At 69.3% G+C, this 21,875-nt stretch carries 22 protein-coding genes; 13 read left to right on the top strand and 9 right to left on the bottom strand.

Going from position 1 to position 21,875, the window contains the following annotated elements:
- From RJT50_RS01360 to RJT50_RS01345, 4 genes are all read right to left on the bottom strand, one after another.
- Entirely contained in the window at positions 1-732 is a 732-nt protein-coding gene (locus tag RJT50_RS01360) for a TVP38/TMEM64 family protein (RefSeq protein WP_313693365.1), read from the bottom strand.
- Positions 729-1,424, bottom strand: coding sequence for a CehA/McbA family metallohydrolase (locus RJT50_RS01355; protein ID WP_313693364.1), 696 nt, complete (start codon positions 1,422-1,424; stop codon positions 729-731). Before RJT50_RS01355 ends, RJT50_RS01360 begins: the two co-directional genes overlap by 4 nt.
- Entirely contained in the window at positions 1,421-2,113 is a 693-nt protein-coding gene (locus RJT50_RS01350; protein WP_313693362.1) for a CDP-alcohol phosphatidyltransferase family protein, read from the bottom strand. Before RJT50_RS01350 ends, RJT50_RS01355 begins: the two co-directional genes overlap by 4 nt.
- A gap of 111 nt (positions 2,114-2,224) precedes the next feature.
- On the bottom strand, positions 2,225-2,824 hold the full coding sequence (locus RJT50_RS01345; RefSeq protein ID WP_313693359.1) for a GNAT family N-acetyltransferase: 600 nt from the start codon (positions 2,822-2,824) through the stop codon (positions 2,225-2,227).
- A 198-nt stretch (positions 2,825-3,022) separates the two neighbouring features.
- Here RJT50_RS01345 and RJT50_RS01340 point away from each other — a divergent pair, with 198 nt between their 5' ends.
- Complete coding sequence (locus RJT50_RS01340) at positions 3,023-3,451, top strand: hypothetical protein (protein ID WP_313693358.1); 429 nt, start codon at positions 3,023-3,025, stop codon at positions 3,449-3,451.
- Positions 3,452-3,682: 231 nt separating this feature from the next.
- On the opposite strand, the gene RJT50_RS01335 is transcribed toward RJT50_RS01340, so the two are convergent.
- Positions 3,683-4,816, bottom strand: a complete 1,134-nt coding sequence (locus tag RJT50_RS01335) for a GNAT family N-acetyltransferase (protein ID WP_313693357.1) — start codon at positions 4,814-4,816, stop codon at positions 3,683-3,685.
- Positions 4,817-5,045: 229 nt separating this feature from the next.
- Between RJT50_RS01335 and RJT50_RS01330 the strand changes: the two genes are divergently transcribed.
- On the top strand, positions 5,046-6,722 hold the full coding sequence (locus tag RJT50_RS01330) for a class I adenylate-forming enzyme family protein (protein ID WP_313693355.1): 1,677 nt from the start codon (positions 5,046-5,048) through the stop codon (positions 6,720-6,722).
- 93 nt (positions 6,723-6,815) lie between these two features.
- Complete coding sequence (locus RJT50_RS01325) at positions 6,816-8,900, top strand: response regulator (protein WP_313693352.1); 2,085 nt, start codon at positions 6,816-6,818, stop codon at positions 8,898-8,900.
- A gap of 3 nt (positions 8,901-8,903) precedes the next feature.
- Here RJT50_RS01325 and RJT50_RS01320 read toward each other — a convergent pair whose 3' ends face one another.
- Positions 8,904-10,085 carry a M50 family metallopeptidase gene (locus RJT50_RS01320; protein ID WP_313693350.1) on the bottom strand — a complete coding sequence of 394 codons (1,182 nt, stop codon included), beginning with the start codon at positions 10,083-10,085 and terminating at the stop codon, positions 8,904-8,906.
- A 68-nt stretch (positions 10,086-10,153) separates the two neighbouring features.
- On the opposite strand from RJT50_RS01320, the gene RJT50_RS01315 reads away from it, so the two are divergent.
- From RJT50_RS01315 to RJT50_RS01305, 3 genes are all read left to right on the top strand, one after another.
- Positions 10,154-10,543 (top strand): cupin domain-containing protein, encoded by a 390-nt coding sequence (locus RJT50_RS01315; RefSeq protein ID WP_313693348.1) that lies wholly within the window; start codon positions 10,154-10,156, stop codon positions 10,541-10,543.
- A gap of 488 nt (positions 10,544-11,031) precedes the next feature.
- Positions 11,032-11,880, top strand: coding sequence for a 5'/3'-nucleotidase SurE (gene surE / locus RJT50_RS01310; protein WP_313693345.1), 849 nt, complete (start codon positions 11,032-11,034; stop codon positions 11,878-11,880).
- A 107-nt stretch (positions 11,881-11,987) separates the two neighbouring features.
- On the top strand, positions 11,988-12,230 hold the full coding sequence (locus RJT50_RS01305) for a DUF7120 family protein (protein WP_313693344.1): 243 nt from the start codon (positions 11,988-11,990) through the stop codon (positions 12,228-12,230).
- Positions 12,231-12,268: 38 nt separating this feature from the next.
- Here the strand turns inward: RJT50_RS01305 and RJT50_RS01300 are convergent, their stop codons facing one another.
- Entirely contained in the window at positions 12,269-13,528 is a 1,260-nt protein-coding gene (locus RJT50_RS01300) for an MFS transporter (RefSeq protein WP_313693342.1), read from the bottom strand.
- Positions 13,529-13,692: 164 nt separating this feature from the next.
- On the opposite strand from RJT50_RS01300, the gene RJT50_RS01295 reads away from it, so the two are divergent.
- Positions 13,693-14,730 (top strand): nucleoside recognition protein, encoded by a 1,038-nt coding sequence (locus RJT50_RS01295; protein ID WP_313693340.1) that lies wholly within the window; start codon positions 13,693-13,695, stop codon positions 14,728-14,730.
- 294 nt (positions 14,731-15,024) lie between these two features.
- Here the strand turns inward: RJT50_RS01295 and RJT50_RS01290 are convergent, their stop codons facing one another.
- Positions 15,025-15,294 (bottom strand): hypothetical protein, encoded by a 270-nt coding sequence (locus RJT50_RS01290; protein ID WP_313693337.1) that lies wholly within the window; start codon positions 15,292-15,294, stop codon positions 15,025-15,027.
- A 173-nt stretch (positions 15,295-15,467) separates the two neighbouring features.
- Between RJT50_RS01290 and RJT50_RS01285 the strand changes: the two genes are divergently transcribed.
- The 3 genes from RJT50_RS01285 to RJT50_RS01275 all read left to right on the top strand — a co-directional run bounded on the left by RJT50_RS01285 (position 15,468) and on the right by RJT50_RS01275 (position 19,511).
- Positions 15,468-16,859, top strand: a complete 1,392-nt coding sequence (locus tag RJT50_RS01285) for a signal recognition particle protein Srp54 (RefSeq protein WP_313693335.1) — start codon at positions 15,468-15,470, stop codon at positions 16,857-16,859.
- Between the two features lie 175 nt (positions 16,860-17,034).
- Positions 17,035-19,071: a DEAD/DEAH box helicase gene (locus tag RJT50_RS01280; protein ID WP_313693333.1), complete on the top strand. Its 2,037-nt coding sequence runs from the start codon at positions 17,035-17,037 to the stop codon at positions 19,069-19,071.
- Positions 19,072-19,172: 101 nt separating this feature from the next.
- Positions 19,173-19,511, top strand: coding sequence for a winged helix-turn-helix domain-containing protein (locus RJT50_RS01275; protein WP_313693331.1), 339 nt, complete (start codon positions 19,173-19,175; stop codon positions 19,509-19,511).
- Positions 19,512-19,608: 97 nt separating this feature from the next.
- Here the strand turns inward: RJT50_RS01275 and RJT50_RS01270 are convergent, their stop codons facing one another.
- A complete protein-coding gene (locus RJT50_RS01270) occupies positions 19,609-20,280 on the bottom strand; it encodes a DUF1801 domain-containing protein (protein ID WP_313693329.1) in 672 nt (223 codons plus the stop codon).
- A 355-nt stretch (positions 20,281-20,635) separates the two neighbouring features.
- Here RJT50_RS01270 and RJT50_RS01265 point away from each other — a divergent pair, with 355 nt between their 5' ends.
- The 3 genes from RJT50_RS01265 to RJT50_RS01255 are packed head-to-tail and all read left to right on the top strand — an operon-like array spanning position 20,636 to position 21,683.
- The gene (locus RJT50_RS01265; protein WP_313693327.1) at positions 20,636-20,974 is read left to right on the top strand and encodes an ArsR/SmtB family transcription factor; all 339 of its coding nucleotides are present in this window, start codon (positions 20,636-20,638) and stop codon (positions 20,972-20,974) included.
- Positions 20,971-21,453, top strand: coding sequence for an SRPBCC domain-containing protein (locus RJT50_RS01260; protein ID WP_313693324.1), 483 nt, complete (start codon positions 20,971-20,973; stop codon positions 21,451-21,453). The genes RJT50_RS01265 and RJT50_RS01260 overlap by 4 nt, the downstream gene beginning before the upstream one ends.
- A 2-nt stretch (positions 21,454-21,455) precedes the next feature.
- On the top strand, positions 21,456-21,683 hold the full coding sequence (locus tag RJT50_RS01255) for a hypothetical protein (RefSeq protein ID WP_313693322.1): 228 nt from the start codon (positions 21,456-21,458) through the stop codon (positions 21,681-21,683).
- Positions 21,684-21,875: the final 192 nt, after the last annotated feature.

Genomic DNA, 21,875 nt, shown 5'->3' with positions numbered 1-21,875 from the left:
CTACTTCGGCTCCTGCTCGCCCGCCACGGCGGCCAGCGCGTCGAGGATCGCCGTCTGCTGGAGGTAGATGACCGCCGAGATCGCGAGCAGCGCCGCCAGCACGAGCGCGAACACCGCGCCCCGCCCGTTCGCGAGCGAGGTCCCCGCGAAGGCGGTGGCGAAGAAGGCGGGCGTCCGGCCGACGACCAGCAGGACGAGGAACGTCCGGAGGCGGACGTCGGTGAGCCCCGAGAGGAGACAGATGGCGTCGTCGGGGAACGTCGGCAGCAGGAAGACGACGAACAGCCCGAGCGTGCCGTGGTCGGCGACGAAGCCGTCGAAGCGCGCGAGCGTCTCGTCGGTGAGGACCCGGGCGACGAACGGCCGGCCGTAGCGGCGACCGGCGGCGAAGACGACGAGGCTGCCGATCGTGACGCCGAGCATGCTGTACACCGTGCCGCGCACGCTACCGAACAGATACCCCCCGACCGCGCCGAGCACCTGCCCGGGGACCGGCGCGAAGATCACCTGCGCCGTCTGCACCAGCACGAAGACGAGCGGTGCGGCCTCGCCGGTGCCGGCGATGCGCTCGCGGAGCCACGCCGGCTCGAACACGGACGGCGAGAGCAACCACAGGAGGAGCGTGCCGGCCAGCGCGACGCCGAGAACGGCACCGGCCACGGCGAGCGCGAGCCGCCGGTGGGCGGCCGACCGGAAGATCCGCCGCGGCGACCCGTCCGGCTCCGGAGTCACAGTCGCGGGAGCCCCGGGCGTTTGAGCCGCGCGTTCCGCGCCCACTTGCCGAGATACCGGCGCACCGAGGTGCGGTTGCCGGCCGCGCGGGTCCGGCCCGCACACATTCCGTCGAGGACGGTCGCCGGCGTGACACGCGGGGCCGTCACCTCGACGCGCGTCAGCCCGCAGCCGACGAGCCGTGGCCGATGCGCGTCGCTGCCGCCGAACCGGGGGTAGTCGAACGCGTCGGCAAAGCGCGCGGCCTGTCGGTTCCGGATGCCGGTGAGCCCGTGCGCGTTGAACGTCTCGATGCCGTCACAGTCGGTGATCGCGGCGGCCGACGCGCCGTGGCGGCTCAACTGGAACGGGTGCGGGACGACCGCGACGCCCCCGCGGTCCCGGACCGCCTCGACGGTCGCCGGCAGCGGCCTGCCGGGTTCGGGCCGGGTCTCCACGCCGATGGCGAGCAGGTGGCCGTCCGCGGTCGACACCTCGACGCCAGGGATGCCGATCAGGCCGAACTCGGCGGCGCGCTCGGCCGCCCGCAGCGAGCGTTCGATCCGGTCGTGGTCGGTGACGACGAGGCCGTCGATCCCGACCCGCGCGGCGTGCCGCAGGACCTCCTCGACCGGAGCCGTCGAGTCGTACGAGTCGGCCGTGTGGACGTGACAGTCGATCCGGACGGTCTCCCGGCCGGGGTCCCCGTTCATAGGGCCCCGAACTCGATGGCGAGACAGACGGCGGTGACCGCGACGACGAGCACGCCCAGCAGCGCGTGCGCGAGCGTCGTTTTGGGGGCGCGGTATTCGGAGACCATCAGCGGCGCGGCCGCGAGGATCAGCGCGGTCGCGATCCAGCCGTTCCACCAGGCGATCAGGTGGAGGAGGACGTAGTTCGCGAGCACGACCGCGTTCGTGTGGACGACCGTCGTGCCGTGATAGTAGCGCACCGAGTCGCGGGACTCGAACCCCTCCGCGGTGTGGCGCACGAGCCTGAGCCCGCCGAACGCGAGCACGGCAAAGCCCACCACCGCGCTGAGGACGCCGTTCGGGGCGAGTTCGTAGTGGAACAGCAGCGCGCCGGGCACGAGGTAGGCGAACACGTCGATGAACGAGTCGATCCCCCGGCCGAACGCGGAACTCGTCCCCCGCCGTCTGGCCCAGTACCCGTCGAGTTTGTCGAACAGGAACGCCCCGAACGTGGTCACGATCGCCCAGTTCGGCTCGTTCGAGAGGAACAGCAGGGCCCCGACCCACCCGACGAACAGCGCGACGAGGCTGAGGTAGTCGGCCCCCGTCAGCGCCGTCAGGACGCTGGTGCGCTCGCCCGACTCGGCCCACCCGTTCCGGGCGTCGAGGCGTCGCGTGATCCCCCGGAGCATGTTAGGTTCGTCTGACATTGCCGCTACGCGACCCTCGACGCTCCCGGAGTATAAATTTACTTCAGTACATAAATAGTTGTTATCGCCAATATATATCCCCGGTGGCGTGGGTACCGCTCCGGAGACGGGTCAGCCGTCGAGCGCTCGCGTTCGGCGACGGCTGAACCGGCCGACCCGGACGTACCGGTGGCTCCGGACGCGCTCGAAGCCCCGTCCCTCGAACAGCCGCCGGGATGGTCTGTTGTCCGCCGCGACGAGCGCGCTCGCCCGGTCGCCGTCGAGTTCCTCCCCTGCGACGACGAGCGCCCGGTACAGAAGCCGTGAGGCGATTCCCTCGGTCCGCCACCCGGGCGCGACGAACACGCGCCGGACGTAGGCGCCGGGGAACGCCAGCCGGCGTTCGAGCGGGTGAACCTCCGGGTCGACGCCCGCGCTCACCAGGGTTCGGCCGACGGGGCGGCCGGCGTGGACCGCGACGACGGCACGTTCGCCGGGCAGCGGCGACACGGGCAGCGAGAAGTCGACGTCGTGGCTGCGGTCCGCGAGCGCCTCGTGTCGACGCGTCTCGACGGAGACGCCGGCCGGCAGAGCGGGCGGCTCGTCGTCGGTGGCACTCGCAAGCGCCCGCTCGTACTCGTACATCGCTGTCGCGGTGACGCCGACGCGCTTGAGCGCCTCGTACAGGCTCCGGGCGGAGTCGGTCCGGGTAACCCGCCACAGCGGAAGCATACGTACGTCGAGTGCGGAGACGCCTAAATAGCTCCGGGCCGCAGCGTGCCGAACCGTCCCTCGCCGGCGCGGAATCGCTCCACTCCTTCGGATCACTCCCCACAGCTCCGGTTCGCTATCGAGCACTACCGCCTCACCACTGAGAAACATACTGATTCGAAGACAGTTCTAAATAGCCCGGTTACGTACGACGGAGTGATGGCCGAGGTCCAGGCGGCCACGACGGAACCGGTGAACGTCTTTCCGGTCGACGGGGCGTACCTCGTCCGCCACTACTTCGAGGGCGACGCGGTGTTCGACCGGCTGAAACCGTTCTACGACAACCGGGCGTACCGGTTCGAGATCCCGCGGGGCGAGTTCACGGCGATCCGGGAGTTCCTCTACGACCACGGCTACTCGCTGACCGTCGTCGAGGACCTCGAACGCTACCTGGTGGTGGTCGAGAAGTACACCGCCCACCCCGACGACGTCTTCAAAACCTCGGTCGCGCAGTTCGCTTCCGAGTCGTACAACTGCTTCCTGCTGAAGGACCGGGAGGCCGTGCGGGACGCGGTCGGCGACGGCGCACACCGGTTCCCGGAGACGACGCTCGAGTTCCAGCAGCGGACGCTCCGCGCGTACGCCTGATCGCGGTCCCCGGGGCCGACCGTGGGACGGATTCGACGCTCTCGACCGTGCTCACCATGCCCGCACTCGTCCGATCCGTCCTCACCCGATTCGTCCTCACCCGATTCGTCCTCACCCGATTCGTCCTCACCCGATTCGTCCTCACCCGATTCGTCCTCACCCGATTCGTCCTCACCCGATTCGTCCTCACCCGATTCGTCCTCACCCGATTCGTCCTCACCCGATTCGTCCTCACCCGATCTCGCGTTCGCAGTAGGTGAACCGCCAGCGGTTCGGCTCCGAGAGGGACTGGCCGCCGACCCGCCACTCCCCGACGTCGCGGTCCGTCAGCGGCCGCGTGACGAGGTACGTCGTCGTCGTCAGCCGCGAGAGGGGGAACGACGTCTCGGGACGGAACCGGTACTTCCCGAGCAGGTCGTCGGGGACGCACTCGCCGGCGACCGAGAGGAGGGCCGCGTCCCGGAACTCCTCGACCGCGCGGGCGAGCAGGTGATCGAGCGCGATGCGTCGGCGGTCACCGCCGGACAGCGGCGCGACGGTGGTGACGTGGATCAGGTCTCGCTCGCCGGATCGCCGCCGGCCGACGACGAGTGCGGCCTCCCGCCGTCCCTCGATCTCGGCCGTGAACGTCGCGTACTCGAACCGGGGGTTCGAGAACCGCCAGCGGAGGAACGTCTCCTCGCGGTGTGCGTGTGCGCCGGACGGAACCGAGCGGGCGGAGAGGTCCGCGAGGGCCGCGGCCGGGACGCCCTCGCGGCGCGTGACCGTCGCGGTGCGGTCGGGCGATCCGGTTCGCAGCGAGAGCAGGCCCCGGGCCGCCGGCGTCGCAAGGCTGCCGGCGAGTCGCTCGACCAGGTCGTCGTCCAGCACGTCCCCGACGAGCGCGCCGGGGTCCTGCAGCCGGTAGTGGACCGGGAACGGTCGCGTCACGCCCTTGTGCAGCGACAACTCCTCGTCGAGGCTCGTGAGCGCCTCCATGACGGCCTCGTTGGGGAAGCCGACCGACACCGACGGCTCGCGGTCGGCGTAGTGGCGGTACACGTGGGTCACCATCCGGGAGAACAGCCCGTTCCGTCGGTGGTCGGGCGCAACCATCGGGTCGACCTGTGCGATGGCGAGCACCCGCTCGCCGCCGATCAGGAGGGGGAACGGCAGGCTGGGCCGAGCGCCGACCACCTCGCCGTCGTGTTCGGCGACGCAGATCGGGACCGACTCGAGGTACGGGTTGTCGACGTAGCGCCAGTCGAACCACGACTCGTCCCCGCGCCCGAACACCGTCTCGTACAGCGAGAGCACCCCGTCGCGGTCGTCGGGGTCGTACTGCCGGATCGTGTATCCGGACCGCCGGGATCGGCTCGTGACCATCTCGACGTACCAGTTCTCCGAGCGGCGGAAAAGCGGGGGCGATCGTTCACTCGCTCGGCGGCGGGAAAGCCCGGGTTACCCGGAACCCGATCGGTTCAGTCCGGCTCGGCCGCGAACGGACGTGAGGCCGGCCAGCGCCCGAAGTAACGCGAAGCGAACGTCCGACAGGACCGCCTTACCGGAACGTACGCGCCGACGAACTTTGAGGCTCGCCGGTGGTGGGCGGGACATGGATCGACAGCGGTTCCCCGCGGACGCGAGGTCGGGCAACGTCGCCCGGCTGTACGACGAGACGGCCGACGCCCGGGGCGACGCGCTCGCGCTCGAGACGCCCGAGGTGAGGTTCACTCACGCGGCGCTCCGGGACCGGGCCGCACGCCTCGCCGGCGGGTTTCGGGACGTCGGCTTCGAGCCGGACGACAGGCTCGCCATCGTCCTCCACAACCGTGCCGAGGCCGTCCTCGCGGCGCTGGCGTCGTTCAGGGCGGGGACTCCCTTCGTGCCGATGAACCCCCAGTTCACCCCGGACGAGATCGCCGGCCAGCTCGACGACGGCGAAGTTGCAGGCGTCGTCACCGAGCCGGCGCTGCTGGGGAACGTTGCGGACGCAATCGAAGCGGTCGAGGTGGACCCGACCGTCGTCCTGGTCGCGGACGACGGAGCGGAGGGCGCTGGCGAGGGCAAGGCGGAGGCCGTTGGCGACGACGGGGCGGATGACGGTGGTGACGGCGAGGCGGAGAGGGCTGGCGACGGTCGGGAGTCCGAGGACGCCGCTCCCGGCGGCCTCGACACCGTCGCCTTCGGGTCGCTCGACGGCTCCCCGCACCTCGCCGAGCGGGACGACGGCGACGTGGCGATGCAGCCGTACACGAGCGGGACGACCGGCGAACCCAAGGGCGTCCAGTTGACCCACCGGAACCTCCGGGCGCAGTCGCTCATGGGGTTCGAGCGGACGGCGCTGTCGGCCGACGAGGAGCGGTTCCTCTCCGTGCTGCCGCTCGCCCACATCGCCGGGTTCGTCAACCGGACGTGGCAGCCGCTCGTGCGGGGCGGGGCCGTCTTCCTCCGGGACCCGGACGACTGGGACCCGGAGGCGGCCATGGCGACCATCGAGGCCGAACGGATCACGAAGTTCGGCGCGGTGACGACGATGTACGTCGACGTGGTCGGTCACGAGCGGTTCGGGGAGTACGACCTGTCGAGCCTCCGCGAGGCGATGGAGGGGGGCGACAGGATGTCCACGGCGGTTCAAGAGCGGTTCGAGGCGGAGGCCGGCCTCGACCTGTTCGAGGCGTACGGGCTCACCGAGACCGGCGGCGGGACGCACGTCGGCTTCGGATCGACGTTCGGCCCGCGGCCCGGAACGATCGGCCAGCCGCTCCGGGCGACCGACTGCAAGGTCGTGGACGACGCCGGTCGGGAGGTGGCGGCCGGCGAGACCGGCGAACTCCTCGTCCGCGGCCCGCACGTGACCCCCGGCTACCATGAGCGGCCCGAGGAGACCGCCGCGGCGTTCACCGACGACGGCTACTTTCGGACGGGCGATCTGGCCCGCCGGGACGAGGACAACTACTACGAGATCGTCGGCAGGAAGGACGACGTCATCGTCACCGCCGGCTACACCGTCTATCCCGGGGAGGTGGAGGACGTCCTGGAGCGACACGACGGCGTCGTCGACGCGGCCGTCGTGGGTGCCCCCGACGAGCGACGGACCGCCACGGTCGAGGCGTACGTCGTCACCGACGACGGGGCGGCGGTGAGCGAGACGGCGCTCAAGGAGCACTGTCTGGAGCACCTCGCGCCCTACAAACACCCGCGGAGCGTCGCGTTCGTCGACCGGCTGCCGCGGACGTACAACGGCAAGGTCAGGCGCGTCCAGCTCAGGGAGCGAACCGCGTCCGACTGACGCCGGGCGCGGGCCGCCGGGTCGAACTATCAGTTCCGGGAACCTCGCCGTGACCTATATTTCCCCCGAGAGTCGAGATTGGCCGAGACGACCGTGACTGGGCCAGAGCCCGCGGAGGAGGTCCGGGTCGTTCACGTCGAGGACGAGCCGGGAATGGCGGCGCTGACTGCCGAGAAGCTCCGGCGCGAGGCCGACCGGCTCTCGGTCACGAGCGTCGACGACCCGGCGGCGGCGCTCGGGGCCATCGACGCGGCGGGGGCCGACTGTCTCGTCAGCGACTACCAGCTACCGGGCACGACCGGCCTCGATCTGTTCCACGAGGTCCGGGAGGCCCACCCGGACCTCCCGTTCGTGCTCTTCACCGGCCAGGGCGACGAGGCGGTCGCGGCCGAGGCGGTGTCGGCCGGCGTCACCGACTACATCACGAAGGGGAGCGCCGAGCAGTTCGGCGTGCTCGCGAACAGCGTGCTCCGAGCCGTCCGGGAGCGTCGAACCCGGCGACAGCTTTCCGAGAGCCGTCGCCGGTTCGTGACGCTGGTCGAACAGCTCCCGGGCATGGCCTACCGCTGTCGGAACGAACACGGCTGGCCGATGGAGTTCGTCAGCGACGGCGCCCGCGACCTGACCGGCCACGACCCCGACGCGCTCGAAGCCGACGAGGTCGACTGGGAGTCGGAGGTCATCCATCCCGCGGACCGCGAGCGGACGTGGGCCGTCGTCCAGGATGCACTCGACGCGAGAGAGCCGTTCAGCGTCACGTACCGCATCCGGCGGGCCGACGGCGAGGTGCGCCACGTCTACGAGCAGGGGTCGGGCGTGTTCGAGGACGGCGAGGTGATCGCCCTGGAAGGGTACATCCAGGACGTGACCGACCGGCATCGCCGCGAGCGAACCCTGACCCGGCTGCACGAGGCGACCAGATCGTTCATGGACGAGCCGTCCGCCGAACGGATCGCCCGGATCGGCGTCGAGACGGCCCGTGAGGTGCTCGATCTCCCCGCCTCGGGCGTGTTCCTCCTCGACGAGTCGAGCGGGCGGCTGGAGAACGTCGCCAACTCCCGGGAGGCGACCCGGAACCTGGGGGAGCCGCCGACGTTCGCGCCCGGCGAGGGGATCGTCGGTTCGACGTTCGAATCCGGCGAGCCGGCGGTGCTGGCGGACGCACAGGCGGACGAGCGCGCCGCCGGCCACGGCTCCTCGGCGATCCGGAGCCTCTGTGTCCTCCCGCTGGGAGAGTTCGGCGTGTTCACCACCGGCTCGGTGGAGGCCGGGGCGCTCAGCGACCGGGAAGTGGAACTGACGAAGGTGCTCGCCGCGAACGTCGAGGCCGCCCTGCGGCGGGCCGAACGCGAGGCCGAACTCGCCGAGCAGAACGACCGGCTCGACCGGTTCGCGGCGGTCGTGAGCCACGACCTCCGGAACCCGCTGAACGTCGCCGCCGGCAACGTCGACCTGGCGCGCGAGGAACTCGGTGACGGGGCGGTCGGAGGCGGAGCGGCCGGAGACGAGTCGGCCGAAGACGGATCGAGAGCGGCCGACGCCGAGGAACTCGAGCGGGCTCGAACCCGGCTCGAAACCGCCGCGGACGCGCTGGACCGCGGCGAGGCGCTGGTCGCCCGCCTGCTCGGGCTCGCGCGGCACGAATCGTCGCTCGACGCGGACGAGCCGGTCCCGCTCGACCGGGTGGCACGCGACGCCTGGTCGTCGGTCCGAACCGACGACGCGACGCTCGCGGTCCGAATCGGCGCCGCGGTCGAGGCCGACGCCGAGCGGCTCCGGACGCTGTTGGAGCACCTGTTCCGCAACGCTGTCGATCACGCCGGCGGCGACGTGACCGTCTCCGTCGAGCGCCTCCCCGACGGCGAGGGGTTCGCCGTCGCCGACGACGGGGCGGGGCTCCCGGCCGACGACGCGGACCGCCTGTTCGACGCCGGCGTCTCCTCCGAGGGCGGGACCGGGCTCGGGCTGGCGGTCGTCGCAACCGTGGCCGACGAGCACGGCTGGGAGCCGTCCGCGACGAGCGACGACGGCGCGCGGTTCGCGTTCCGCGGCGTCACGTTCGCGGCCGCGGACGAAGATGACGACGGCGATGCCGGCGGCGGGACTGGCGACGGCGAGACCGGCGACGGGACGGCCGGAGATGGCGAAGCGGCCGCGGACGGCGGGGACGGGAACTGACCGCTAGCGCCCGGACACGTCGGGGAGGTTGCCCCCGCCGCGGAGCCCGCCGGTGAGCGCGCTGCCGCCCGACTGAATGACGTCGAACGCGGTCATCAGGTCCGTCCGGGAGATGAGCCCGATGAGGTCGCCGTTCGCGTCGATGACGACCAGACGGCCGACGCCGCGCGACTGCATCTCCTCCAGGGCGTCGAGCGCGTCGGCGTCGGCCGTGACGCTCGCGATGTCGTCTGCCATCACGTCCTCGACGGTGAACGCGTCGCGTTCGACCTCCCTGACGCCCTGTGCGTCCTCGAGGGTCACCATGCCGACGAGGCGGTCGTTCTGCAGGACGGGGTAGCCGGTGTGGCGCTCGGAGAACATCCGCTGCATGAGCTCCGCGACCGACGTGGTCGGGGTCACCGTCCGCAGTTCGGGTCGCGGGGTCATGATGTCGCCCACCCGGACGTCCTGGAAGGCGGCCCGGAGCACCGTCTGCTGGGCCTCGCCGGCGCCCGCGATGTAGATGAAGAAGGCGAGCCCGACGGTGATGAGGTTGCCGTTGAACAGCCCCCAGAGCCCGAGCAGGAACGCGAACACCTTGCCGACCTCGGCGGCGATCTTGGTCGCCTGGGCGTGCGGGCGGCGGCGGGCCAGCAGCGCCCGGAGCACGCGCCCGCCGTCCATCGGGAAGCCGGGGAGCATGTTGAACGCCGCGAGCACGACGTTCATCAGCGCGAGATAGCCCACGACGAACGCGGCCTCGGGCGGGAGCGAGACCGAGGCGAACGCGACCCAGGCGACGGCGCCGATGAGCACGCTGACGATCGGACCGGCGACGGCGATGAGCAGTTCCTGCTTCCAGTCCTCGGGCATCTCGGTGAAGCTCGCGACGCCGCCGAACAGCCACAGCGTGATGGAGTCGATCTCGTAGCCGAAGCGCATCGCCACGAACGAGTGGCCGAACTCGTGGAGCAGCACCGAGACGAACAGCCCGACCGCGGCGGCGGTGCCGAGAACGAACGGCAGTTGCCCGCCGGTCAGCGCGCCGGCGTCGAGCGTCGCGTTCATCACCTCGTTCATGAGCTCGACGAACTGCCCGACCTGGGTGCCGATGAGCCAGGCGAAGACCGGGAGGATCAGCAGGAACGTCCAGTTCAACCGAACCGGGATGCCCGCGACCCGACCCAGCGTGATTCCGCGCATGGGAACCCGTAGCAGGCGACGGGGTATAAAGGCGGGCGTTGATGTGGGTCGGTCCCCAAGCGGGGCGTATGGCAGATTCGGACGCCACACCCGAACCGGTCGTGAAGCGCGGATCGGACGTCGAGTACGCCGCGGTCGACGCGGCCGAGGGAATGTCGCGTGGCGTGTTCCTGGACGAGTCGGACGGCGCGCCGAACTTCGCCCTGCGGCGGTTCGTGCTCGACCCGGGCGCGTCGGTGCCCGAACACACGAACGAGGTCGAACACGAGCAGTACGTGCTCTCGGGCGAGTACACGGTCGGCATCGGCGAGGAGGAGTACACCGTCTCGGCCGGCGACGCGCTGCTGATTCCGGCCGGCGCGGTCCACCGATACGAGAATCCGGGCGAGGAGGAAGGGGCGTTCGTCTGCGTCGTGCCGAACGGCGACGACACGATTGACTTGACCGAGTCGGAGTAGTCCACGACCCGGCGGTCCCACACAGCCTCGCTCAGCCTGCCGGCCGCGGCGTCGCTGGGGTGTTCACCCGCGGCGTCGCTCGGCGACGGCGCACCCACCGTACCGCATCGAATCGGTCGTCCACCAGCGAATCACATACCGGATTACCGACGGCGGCACGAGCGGTAGTCGGCCCGGCGAACGCTCGGCCGACCAACTGCCGGGTGGGAATGGAAGGGGCCGCGGTTATCGAGGAAGCACGGGCGGTCAAGCACCGCAGGCGAGCGACCGCAAGGAGCGAGGCGAGGAGCGCAGCCGGCCGCGCGACTCGATAACCGCGGGGGCTTCCGAGGCGGTCCGATGACGACTGACTTCCACGTTAGCGGGAACTTCCCAGTCGGTTTGAACAGTCCAGCTAGCCGACGGTCCAACCACTAAATGAACCGAACACGACCCGACCGACGACACGGACCGACGTACCCTTGACGCCGGAGGTCCCAGGGGAGCCAATGAGCGATCTGCGCGTCCTGCTGACCAACGACGACGGCATCGACTCGCCCGGCCTCGCGGCGCTGTACGAGGAGCTCCGCGCCGTGGCCGACGTGACGGTCGTCGCGCCCGCCGACAACCAGTCCGGCGTCGGCCGCTCCCGCTCGCGCGCGGTCGACGTGGACGACCACGAGTGGGGGTACGCCGTCCACGGCACGCCCGCCGACTGTGCCGCCTACGCGCTCGGCGGCCTCGACGACGAGTTCGACCTCGTCGTCTCGGGCTGTAACCTCGGGCCGAACTGCGGGGAGTACCTGCTCGGCCACTCGGGCACCGTCGGCGCGGCCGTCGAGGCAGCGTACCTCGGCGCGCCCGCGCTCGCCGTCTCGGCGTACCACCGGGACGACTTCTTCCCGCCACAGGGCATCGCCTTCTCCGTGCCCGCCGCGGTCACCCGGGAACTCGTCGAACGGCTCCCCGGGTCGGGCGTGTTCGACTCGGCCGACTACCTCAGCCTCAACAGCCCGATCGAGGCCCACGGGAAACTGCGCGTCACGGAGCCGCTGGCCGACTACGCCGTCGACGTGCGCGACGCGACCGAGTCGGAGCGCGAACAGCACGACGGCGACCTCAGGCTGGAGAACGACTACTGGGCGCGGCTCGACCAGCCGGACCGCTACCCGGTGCTGGAGGAGGCGGCCGACTCCTACCCGGCGTGGTCCGACCGCGCGGCCGTCGTCGACGGCGACGTGAGCCTGTCGCCGCTGCGCATCCCACAGGAGGCCGTCACCACGCCGGCCGTCGACGACCTCGTGGCGACGTACAACGAGGAGGCGTCGATCGGCGCGCCCGCCGCGGACGACGACTGACGCGCCGGCCCCGTCCGTCCCCCGTGCCGTTCGCACCTCGCGGCCCGTTTCAGTTCCCGGCCGACCCGCGGACAAACTCTTTACGCTCGACCGCGCACGGGGGGAACGTGACCAGAGTGACCGTCGACCTGTCGGACCAGACCGAAAGCGACCTCCAGCGACTCGTCGACCAGGGGGAGTTCATCAGCCGCGACCAGGCCATCGAGGACCTCCTCTCGCGCGGGCTCTCGGCCTACCAGCCGGTCGAGGACTCGCCGAACGAGATGGACGAGACGATGTTCGACCGCGTGACCGACGAGCAGCAGGACCCCGCGATCCAGGACGACGAGGGCGGCGACCCGCGGTTCTGACCGGCAGCCTCCGGCCACCAGCCGTTTTCCGTCCCCGTTCACTCGCCGCCGAGCAGCGCGACCGCGCCCGTCAACAGCACCGCCGCGACCATCGCCACCGCGAGCAGCGAGAACGCGACGCCGAAGTCTCGCGCGTCCGCGACCGCCCCGACGACGACCGGGGCGACCGCGCCCGCACCCATCAACAGCGTCCGCACCGCGCCCAGCCCCCCACCGGCGACGTCGGCCGGGATGACCTCCGTCAGGTACGCGCCCCGCACGGGTCGGAAGCCGTGGCTCCCGAGGCCGAACGCGACCACCGCCGCGCCGAGGACGACCGGGCCGGCGACGCCGACGAGCACGAGCGCGACGAGCCCGGCGGTCGCAACCATCAGCGTCCCGGCGATGACCGAGAGCCGACCGACCCGGTCCGAGAGGTCGCCCGTGAGCAACTGGACGAGGCTGACGACGAACAGGCCCGAGAAGAGGAACGACGCGGCCGCGGTCGACAGGCCCGCCTGCTCGGTCAGGAACGAGGGGAGGAACGCGACCGCGCCGTTGTACGCGAACGAGAAGCAGAGCGTCGCGCCGACGAAGGCGGCAAAGCGCGGCTCGCGGAACAGCCCGAGGTAGGTCCCGAGGCCGACGGACTCGTCGGCGGTCCGGTCGCGGTCGGTCGCCGGCACGCGCGCCGGAACCCGGAGCGCGACCGCCGCGGCGAGGCCGACGCCGACGAGTCCCCCGGCGAGAAACAGCGCGTGCCAGTCCGCGACGTCGAGGAAGAACACGACCGCCGCGCCCGCGGCGACGCCGCCGAACGCGCCGAACGTGTCGAGCACGCCGAGCGCGCGCCCCGTCCGCGCCGGGTAGATGCGCGAGAGCAGCCTGACGGCGACCGTCTTGTGCGCGCCGGTGCCGAACCCGACGAGCAGCATCCCGGCGACGAGCAGCGCCACCCCGGCCCAGTTGGCGCTCGGACCGGAGGCGACGGTCGCCCCGGACGCGAGGCCGGGAATCGGCACCGTCAGCACGAACGCCCCGGCGGCCGCGACGAGGCCGCCACCGACGACGACCCTCGTCGCGCCGAGCCGGTCCGCGAGCGCGCCCGAGGGGAACTGCATCAGCGCGTAGACGGCCATCATCGCGGTGTAGGCGGCCCCGAGCAGGGCGTTCGACACGCCGAACTCTGCCCGGAAGGCGGGGGTGGCGAACAGCGGCGGGAACGCGTAGCGGAGGAACTTGGCGAGGAACCAGACGAGCGCCGTGAGCACCAGCGCGTCGTAGGCGGTCAGGCGGCGCAGGCGGGCGCTGGCTCCCATCGGTCGGTGGTCCGGCACGGCGCGTCAAAAGGTGACTGGAACCGGCGGGACGGGCGCGGGACCGCCGCTCGGCTCCGAGCGCGGGGCCGTCGTGGAGGTGCGACCGGGCGCGTCGCGCCGCGTGGAACGGACAGTGATTTGTCGCGTCGCCCCCGAGAGCCGACGTGGACCCGACCGGCCTCGTACCTCTCGTCGCCGACGCCCTGCTCCGGGTCGCGCGCATCGCCGCGCTCGTCGCCGTCGGGGTGTTCCTCGCCAACCTCGCCGTCGAGTTCGGCGCGGTCGAGCGGGTCGCGGGGCTCTCGCGCTTTCTCACCGGCCCGGCGAACCTCCCGGACGAGGCGGGCACGGCCATCCTGACGACGACGGCCTCGACGACGGCGGGCTACGGGATGCTCGCGGACTTCCGCGAGTCGGGGCGGCTCTCGGACCGCGCGACGCTCGTCGCCGTGACCATCAACACGTTCTTCGGGTTCGTCCAGCACGTGTTCACGTTCTACGCACCCGTTCTCATCCCGATTCTCGGGCTCCAGGTGGGGCTCATGTACGTCGGCGCGCGGGCCGGCATCGCGCTCGCCATCACGCTCGTCGGCGTGTTCGGCGGCGCGCTGTTGCTCCCCTCGGACGGCGTGGCGGGGCGGTCGGCGGACGACGAGACGGACGGTCTCGGCGTCGCCACCGCGGACGAGTCGGGCGAGGACGGCCTCGCGGACGGCGGGTCGACACCGTCGGTCGCCGCCACCGGCGGGTCGGCGACCTACCGGGAGCGGGCGCACGCGGCCGCCGACGCCTCGCGCTCGACGCTCCGGCGCATCGTCCCCCGACTCGCCGTCGTCTACGTCCTCGTGACCGTGCTCGTCGCGCGGGTGGACCTGCAGTCGCTGTCGGCCGCGGCGGGGCCGCTGGCGGAGGTCGCGGGGTTGCCGGCCGCGGCGATTCCGGTGATCGTGATCTTCGCGTTCGACACGACCGCCGGGGCCGCGACGGTCGCGCCGCTGGTGGGGAACACGCTGACGCCCGAGGTGGCGGTGGCGACGATGCTCGTGGGCGGGGTCGTCTCCTTCGCGGTGTCGACGTTCAAGCGGTCGATCCCGTTCCAGTACGGCGTCTGGGGCGCGGAGTTCGGGCTGCGGGTCGTCGTGTTGAACACCGTGTTGAAGGTGGTGTTCATCTCGGTCGCCGTGGCGTTCTTCCTCGTTTGAGTTGTTGGGGTGTTTCGGTGAATCGTCTCGGTAGGTCGTGTCCTGGGTGGTAGTGTCGACGAGCGGACCACTGCTGCTGGCGGTGATTAGGGCCACAGCCTCCCCAGCCGATTGCGATGCTCGCTCGCAGGCTCGCTGCGCGTCTCATCCCTCGCGCGCGAGTGCTCGCCCCACGAGGGGGCGAGCGTCACGCGCGCCACCGCACCGAGACGGACGGTCGACCCCGAACCCCGAGTTCCGGGACGCTCACACGAGGAGGCCGGAGCGTCGGGAACCCGCGTGGTTCAGTCCCAGTTACGCCGCTTCGAGCGGCTCGCCGCAGTGGTGACACGCCTCCCGGTCCGCCTCGTTGCGCGCCCCGCAGTCGGGACAGTTGACCTTCGTCGGGGCTCTCGGCTCCCCCTCGTCGAAGACGCCGCTCATCCTGGCGACGAAGTAGCAGGAGCCGAGGAGGAACGCCGCGAGGAGCCAGCCGACCGGCCCCAGCAGCACGAGGAAGCCGACCACGACCATGAGGACGACGGTGAGCAGCAGGTAGACGACGGTTTCGACCGCGGAGGACATGGACGGAGCTGTGCGAGCGCGGGGGTATCGGTTTTGGGGGGCGGACGTGCCCGTCCCCGGCAACGTGAGGCCTCGGACGGGTCGGAATCGTCGAGTCCAGTGCCGAGTAGCGGGCGAAGCGCGTCGGCCCGACGAACAAAGGCTTTACCGCGCGGCCCGTCTACCTCCGCCAAATGGTACTCGACGACCTCGGGAGCTCCCTGCGGGACACGATGGACACGCTCCGCGGGAAGTCCCGGCTCGACGAGGAAGACGTCGAGAACGTCGTGCGGGAGATCCAGCGCTCGCTCCTCTCCGCGGACGTCGACGTCGGCCTCGTGATGGACCTCTCGGACAGCATCGAGACGCGGGCCCTGGAGGAGGAGCCGCCGGGCGGGACGACCGCGCGCGATCACGTCCTCAAGATCGTCTACGAGGAGATGGTCGACCTCATCGGCGAGTCGACCGAGCTCCCGCTGGAGAACCAGACCATCCTGCTCGCGGGCCTCCAGGGGTCGGGGAAGACGACCTCCGCCGCGAAGATGGCCTGGTGGTTCTCGAAGAAGGGGCTCCGCCCGGCGGTCATCCAGACGGACACGTTCCGGCCCGGAGCGTACGACCAGGCCAAGCAGATGACCGAGGACGCCGAGGTGCAGTTCTACGGCGACCCGGACGAGGACGACCCCGTGAAGATCGCCCGCGAGGGGCTCGAAGCGACCGCCGACGCCGAGGTCCACATCGTCGACACCGCCGGCCGGCACGCGCTCGAGGACGACCTCATCGCCGAGATCGAGGAGATCGACTCGGTCGTCGACCCCGACCGCTCGCTGCTGGTGCTCGACGCCGCCATCGGCCAGGGGGCCAAGGAGCAGGCGGGGCAGTTCGAGGACTCCATCGGCATCGACGGCGTCGTCATCACGAAGCTCGACGGGACGGCGAAGGGTGGCGGGGCGCTGACGGCCGTCAACGAGACGGACTCCTCGATCGCGTTCCTCGGCACCGGCGAGACGGTCCAGGACATCGAGCGGTTCGAGCCGGACGGGTTCATCTCCCGGCTGCTCGGGATGGGCGATCTCAAACAGCTCTCCGAGCGCGTCGAGCGCGCGATGGAGGAGACCCAGGAGGAGGAGGACTGGGACCCCGAGGACATGCTGGAGGGCGAGTTCACCCTGAAGGACATGCGCAACCAGATGCGCGCGATGGACAAGATGGGGCCGCTCGACCAGGTGATGGACATGATTCCGGGGATGGGCGGCGGGATCATGGACCAGCTTCCCGACGACGCGATGGACGTCACCCAGGACCGGATGCGCGGCTTCGAGATCCTGATGGACTCGATGACCGAGGGCGAACTGGAGAAGCCCGGCCGCATCGGCGCGGAACGGCGTCGCCGCATCGCCCGCGGCTCCGGCGTCCCGGAGGAGCGACTGGAGGAACTGCTGGAGCAACATCGCATGATGAAGCGGACGATGGAGCAGTTCGCCGGGATGGGCGACGGCGACATGCAGCGCATGATGAAGAAGATGCAACAGCAGGGCGGCGGCGGTGGCGGCGGCATGGGCGGGATGGGACCGTTCGGGGACTGATTCTGGACGTCTCGGATTTCGTTGCGGTACGGGTACTTCGTCGGCCGGGTTGGGTCGTGAGCGACCGCTGCTACCGTGGTGACGACCGCGGAAGCCCCCGCGGTTATCGAGGAAGCACGGGCGAGCGGAAGGCGAACGGCTGAAATACCGCATCGACATAGGAAACTCCAACAACGTGTCCGAACAGCTTCCGGGGGTCGAGACGCTGTTCCTCCACCAGCGTGGCGACGAGTACGCGGTCGCAGTGAGGCGGGACGGCGAGCGCGTGCTCCACGGGATGCTCGAACTGAAGGAGGCCGACGCCGGGCCGCGACCCCGCCGCTTCCGCGTGAAGCGCGGGGGCGACGAGGAGCCCCGCCAGCCCGACCAGTTCGTCGACCTCGCCCGCGCCGCCGAACGCATCCGCATCTCCGAGCAGACCGACCGGAGCGCCCGCGACCGGCTGGTGGAGATGCTCGACGCCTACCAGCTTGAGGCCGTGCAGGTGCGCACCTGCCGGTACTGCGCGAACGACGGGCGCTACTCGCCGGTCACCGAGGACACCGCGGTGAAGGCCGACCGCGACCACATCTGTCAGGACTGCGCGACGCGCGAACTCGAGCGCGAACTCTCCTACAAGGGCCAGTTCACCGGCGCGGCACGGGAACGACTGGAGGAGTTGCTGCTGGAGGTCGGCGACCTCGACCGCATCACGAACCTCCTGCAGGGGAACCTCGACCCCGACCTCACGCGGTTCGACACCATCTCGGCGACCGTCGACGATGTCGACCCCGTTCGCGTCGACGAGCTGAACCTCCACCCCGGCCTCCAGGATCGGGCCGAGGGCCGCTTCGAGGAGCTGCTCCCGGTCCAGAGCCTCTCGGTTCGGAACGGCCTGTTCGACGGCGACGACCAGCTGGTCGTGAGCGCGACCGCGACCGGGAAGACCCTGGTGGGCGAACTCGCCGGGGTCGACAACGCGCTCAACGGGAACGGGAAGATGCTGTTTCTCGTGCCGCTCGTCGCGCTCGCCAACCAGAAGCACGAGGACTTCGAGGACCGCTACGGCGACGTGCTCGACGTGACCATCCGCGTCGGCGCCTCGCGCATCAACGACGACGGCAACCGGTTCGACCCGGACGCCGACGTCATCGTCGGCACCTACGAGGGCATCGACCACGCGCTCCGGACGGGCAAGGACATGGGCGACATCGGGACGGTGGTCATCGACGAGGTCCACACGCTGAAGGAGGAGGGCCGGGGCCACCGACTCGACGGGATGATCTCCCGGCTGAAACACTACTCCGAGCGGCGGGACTCCCGCGCGCAGTGGATCTACCTCTCGGCGACCGTCGGCAACCCCGAGTGGCTCGCGGAGAACCTCGGCGCGACGCTCATCGAGTTCGAGGAGCGCCCGGTGCCCATCGAGCGCCACGTCACCTTCGCCGACGACCGGGAGAAGCTCCGCCTGGAGAACGACCTCGTGAAGCGCGCGTTCGACGGCGAGTCCTCGAAGGGGTACCGCGGGCAGACGATCGTCTTCACCAACTCCCGCCGCCGGTGTCACGAGATCTCCCGGAAGCTGGAGTACAGCAGCGCCCCCTACCACGCCGGGCTCGACTACAAGCGCCGCAAGACCGTCGAGCGCCAGTTCGGGAACCAGGACCTCGCGGCCGTCGTGACGACCGCAGCACTGGCGGCCGGCGTCGACTTCCCGGCCTCGCAGGTCATCTTCGACTCGCTGGCGATGGGCATCGAGTGGCTCTCCGTCCAGGAGTTCGAGCAGATGCTCGGCCGGGCGGGGCGGCCGGACTATCACGACGAGGGCACCGTCTACACGCTCGTCGAACCCGATGCGGTGTACCACAACTCGATGGAGATGACCGAGGACGAGGTCGCGTTCAAACTCCTCAAGGGCGAGATGGAGGACGTGACGACCGTCTACGACGAGTCGACCGCCGCCGAGGAGACGCTGGCGAACGTCGTCGTCGCCGGCAAGCGCGCGAAGGCGCTGAACGACCGGATGCTCGGCGACGTGCCCACCACGCACGCGATCGGGAAACTGCTCGAGTGGGAGTTCATCGACGGCCTCGCGCCGACGCCGCTCGGCCGCGCGGTGACCCGGCACTTCCTCGCGCCCGACGACGCCTTCAGGATTCTGGACGGGATTCGCCGTGGCGAGACGCCGTACAGCGTGGTGGCCGACATGGAACTGGCCGACCAGGAGCTGTAATCTATCGGATCGCAGAGGCGAAATTCTGTCTTCCATAAGCTACGGTGGTGTAGTATTGAGCAAAACGGCCAAGTACGAGTCCGTCGAGAAGACGAGCAGAGATGGTGCAAACGGAGACCAGCGACGAGGCGTACGCGGAGGACACCCCGCTGACGTATCTGTTCGGGACGCCGGCGCGAACGAAGATCGTCGGAGCACTGGTGAGCGAGACGGACCACGACCTCAACACGAGCGATATCGCGCGGCTCGCGGGCGTCGCGCGGAGCACGGTGTACGACCACCTGGACGAACTCGAAGCGCTCGGGCTCGTCGAGGAGACGCGGACGGTCGGCGGGAGTCCGATGTATCAGCTCGACACCGACGACGAGCTCGTCGAACACATCGCTCGGATCGAGGGACTCGTCCTGAAGCGGCTGCTGGAACTCGAGGGGCAGCTGTAGGTTTGATCCGACCGGTAAGTATAGAGTTGGTAGTAATCATGTACGCCCGCGGGTAGGATTCGTCGCTGCTTTACAGCCATCACAAACGCGGGCTTCCTCACCAGTCCATCCCCGGATCGTCGGCCGCTTGCCGGATCCAGGAGGCGACCTGCTCTTCGTCCAGCGCGTCCGTCTCCTCCAGGTCCAGGGCCTGTCTCTCCGGAGCCGTCCCGCTGGGTGGCTCCGGCTCGAGGTACGATTCGGACACGAATGACAGTTTCACGTGTTTTGAGAATGCACTGAATGACGCGAACCACCCCTGGTCCTCGACGCCAAAGAATGGCTGGTGCCACTTCACGGCGCGGCGCACGTCGGGCAGTTCCTGCTGGATGATCCCGTCGAACCGTGCCGCGACCTCGCGCTTCCACCCCGGCAGCGCTGCAATGTACGCCTTGACCGCAGTCGGTCCATCGGTGTCATCGTCCCTCCGCGCCGCCTGGTACCGTTTTTGCCGTTCTTCCCATTCCTCCGCCGTCGGAACCTGGGCCGACAGATCGACTTCTCCAAAGTCTTCGTCCACGATAGTTTTCTTCCCCGCTCGGCCTGCTATCGCGGTCACGACCAATATCGGGTCTGGCTCTTCGTGTCCGGAAAACAGGTCGAAGTCCAGCCGCAGCGTGTCCCCTCGCCAGTGGCGAGCGAAGCCCACCCAGCCGTTTGGATGGTCGTCCCGGGTGTCTTGCTCAACCCGGAACAGACCCAGCAAGGCTGGAATGGCGTCGGCACCCATTGGAGTCCCTTTTCCAGATCCGCGAAACGTACCCCTTCGTCGTGGTCTTTATTGTAGTAGGGTGCTCTGATCGCTCGATTCGCCATCACGAGTTCGGAGATTCGCTGGATCGTGATTGGGCCAGGCTCGCTCATAATCACTCACGAAGATGTTGTGTTGGCTAATCAATATTCCGTGGTCCTCGGGAGAGCGGCGAGCCGGATTCCTCCTGTTGGGACAGGGCAGCGGGGCTTGACGGGAGTTCAATCGCCAAGCGATCCGCCGAGGGCGCAGGTGGTCTCGACCCGCCTTATAATTGTTCCCCACAACTATTTAACTAGAGAGTTAAATAGTGGAGCACCATATACTCGACCGGATGGTTGAACAGAAGCCGGACGACTTGGACCTCGACGCGGTCTTCCAGGCACTCTCTCACCCGATACGTCGGTCAATCCTCGAACAGTTGACCGACGGCCCGGAGAGTGTGGGCGAGCTAGCCGAGCCTCACGACGTTTCCCTGCCAGCCGTATCCAAGCACCTGCGCGTGCTGGAGGATGCTGGGTTAATCGATGTCGAGAAGGACGGTCTCGTTCGCCGCTGCCACCTTGATGCCGTGCCGCTTTCCGCGGCGTTCGGGTGGCTGACCCAGTATCGCGTCTTCTGGGAGGACCGGTTAGCGGCGCTGGCCGACCATCTGGAGAACGAAGACCAATGACAGACAACGCCAACGAAGGCGATGCATCAACGACAGAGACCACGGCGGACGAGGAGGGAAGGATAACCGCGAGTCGCGTGATCGAAGCGCCGCCCGACCGGGTTTACGAGGCGTTTCTCGATCCTGACGACATCGCGGTGTGGTCGCCTCCGGACGGCTTCAGCGCCGACGTTCAGGAGGTCGAACCCGAAGAGGGCGGGTCCTTCCAAGTCGAGAACATTGCTGAAACCGAAGAGATGGAACAACACAACCACACGTTCGAAGGCACCTACCAGGAACTCAAACGCGGCGAGAAGATCGTCTGGACCGAGGAGGGTGATGGCTCCAGTACGGTAACGGTCAACTTGGATACGGTCCCTGCCGGGACCGAGGTCACCCTCCGCTTAGAAGGGATCCCCAAGGATGTCGCCGAGGAATACGGGGTCGTGGAGGCTTGGGAAGACTCCCTCCGGAAACTCGCGGGTCTGGTGGAGGACTGACCATGTCAACTGACACCACCAGCGGAGAAGCAGGCACAGAATCCACGACGGGTGAGGACCAAGAATGGGGAAAGATCAGCCTCGCCGTTCTTCTCTCGATTGTTCTGGCGACTGGGGCACACTACCTGATGCTGTCCAATATCGATATGCATCCATCGCTGCATGCGCTCGTCGGCATTGTCCTATTCTTCGTCACTGGATTCGTTGTCTTCTACATTGTGATGGGCTAACCGGCATCCCACGGTCCAAGCATTCATCAACACGATCTATGAATACTATTTGATAGTTTGACGCCTCAAAGTTCTCATACCGCGCTACAAGTTCGATTTTCAGGGATAGCCCAAGACATTGGGGAGTTCTGCTCCATACGTTTTCTATATCCATCACGACCCCAAAATCCTGTATCGACGACAACTGGACGT

It is taken from the genome of Halobaculum sp. XH14 (assembly GCF_032116555.1).
Classification (GTDB): Archaea; Halobacteriota; Halobacteria; order Halobacteriales; family Haloferacaceae; genus Halorarum; species Halorarum halobium.
The sequence above is the reverse complement of the archived record's forward strand: the minus strand, read 5'-3'. Positions and strand labels throughout refer to the sequence as shown.

Coding starts and splice junctions, on each gene's coding strand:
- RJT50_RS01345 (WP_313693359.1), bottom strand. CDS start 2,824: ATGCTTCCGCTGTGGCGGGTTACCCGGACCGACTCCGCCCGGAGCCTG.
- RJT50_RS01285 (WP_313693335.1), top strand. CDS start 15,468: ATGGTACTCGACGACCTCGGGAGCTCCCTGCGGGACACGATGGACACG.
- RJT50_RS01260 (WP_313693324.1), top strand. CDS start 20,971: ATGACAGACAACGCCAACGAAGGCGATGCATCAACGACAGAGACCACG.
- RJT50_RS01320 (WP_313693350.1), bottom strand. CDS start 10,085: ATGCGCGGAATCACGCTGGGTCGGGTCGCGGGCATCCCGGTTCGGTTG.
- RJT50_RS01290 (WP_313693337.1), bottom strand. CDS start 15,294: ATGTCCTCCGCGGTCGAAACCGTCGTCTACCTGCTGCTCACCGTCGTC.
- RJT50_RS01350 (WP_313693362.1), bottom strand. CDS start 2,113: ATGTCAGACGAACCTAACATGCTCCGGGGGATCACGCGACGCCTCGAC.
- RJT50_RS01330 (WP_313693355.1), top strand. CDS start 5,046: ATGGATCGACAGCGGTTCCCCGCGGACGCGAGGTCGGGCAACGTCGCC.
- RJT50_RS01265 (WP_313693327.1), top strand. CDS start 20,636: ATGGTTGAACAGAAGCCGGACGACTTGGACCTCGACGCGGTCTTCCAG.
- RJT50_RS01340 (WP_313693358.1), top strand. CDS start 3,023: ATGGCCGAGGTCCAGGCGGCCACGACGGAACCGGTGAACGTCTTTCCG.
- RJT50_RS01335 (WP_313693357.1), bottom strand. CDS start 4,816: ATGGTCACGAGCCGATCCCGGCGGTCCGGATACACGATCCGGCAGTAC.
- RJT50_RS01315 (WP_313693348.1), top strand. CDS start 10,154: ATGGCAGATTCGGACGCCACACCCGAACCGGTCGTGAAGCGCGGATCG.
- RJT50_RS01270 (WP_313693329.1), bottom strand. CDS start 20,280: ATGGGTGCCGACGCCATTCCAGCCTTGCTGGGTCTGTTCCGGGTTGAG.
- RJT50_RS01300 (WP_313693342.1), bottom strand. CDS start 13,528: ATGGGAGCCAGCGCCCGCCTGCGCCGCCTGACCGCCTACGACGCGCTG.
- RJT50_RS01255 (WP_313693322.1), top strand. CDS start 21,456: ATGTCAACTGACACCACCAGCGGAGAAGCAGGCACAGAATCCACGACG.
- RJT50_RS01275 (WP_313693331.1), top strand. CDS start 19,173: ATGGTGCAAACGGAGACCAGCGACGAGGCGTACGCGGAGGACACCCCG.
- surE (WP_313693345.1), top strand. CDS start 11,032: ATGAGCGATCTGCGCGTCCTGCTGACCAACGACGACGGCATCGACTCG.
- RJT50_RS01355 (WP_313693364.1), bottom strand. CDS start 1,424: ATGAACGGGGACCCCGGCCGGGAGACCGTCCGGATCGACTGTCACGTC.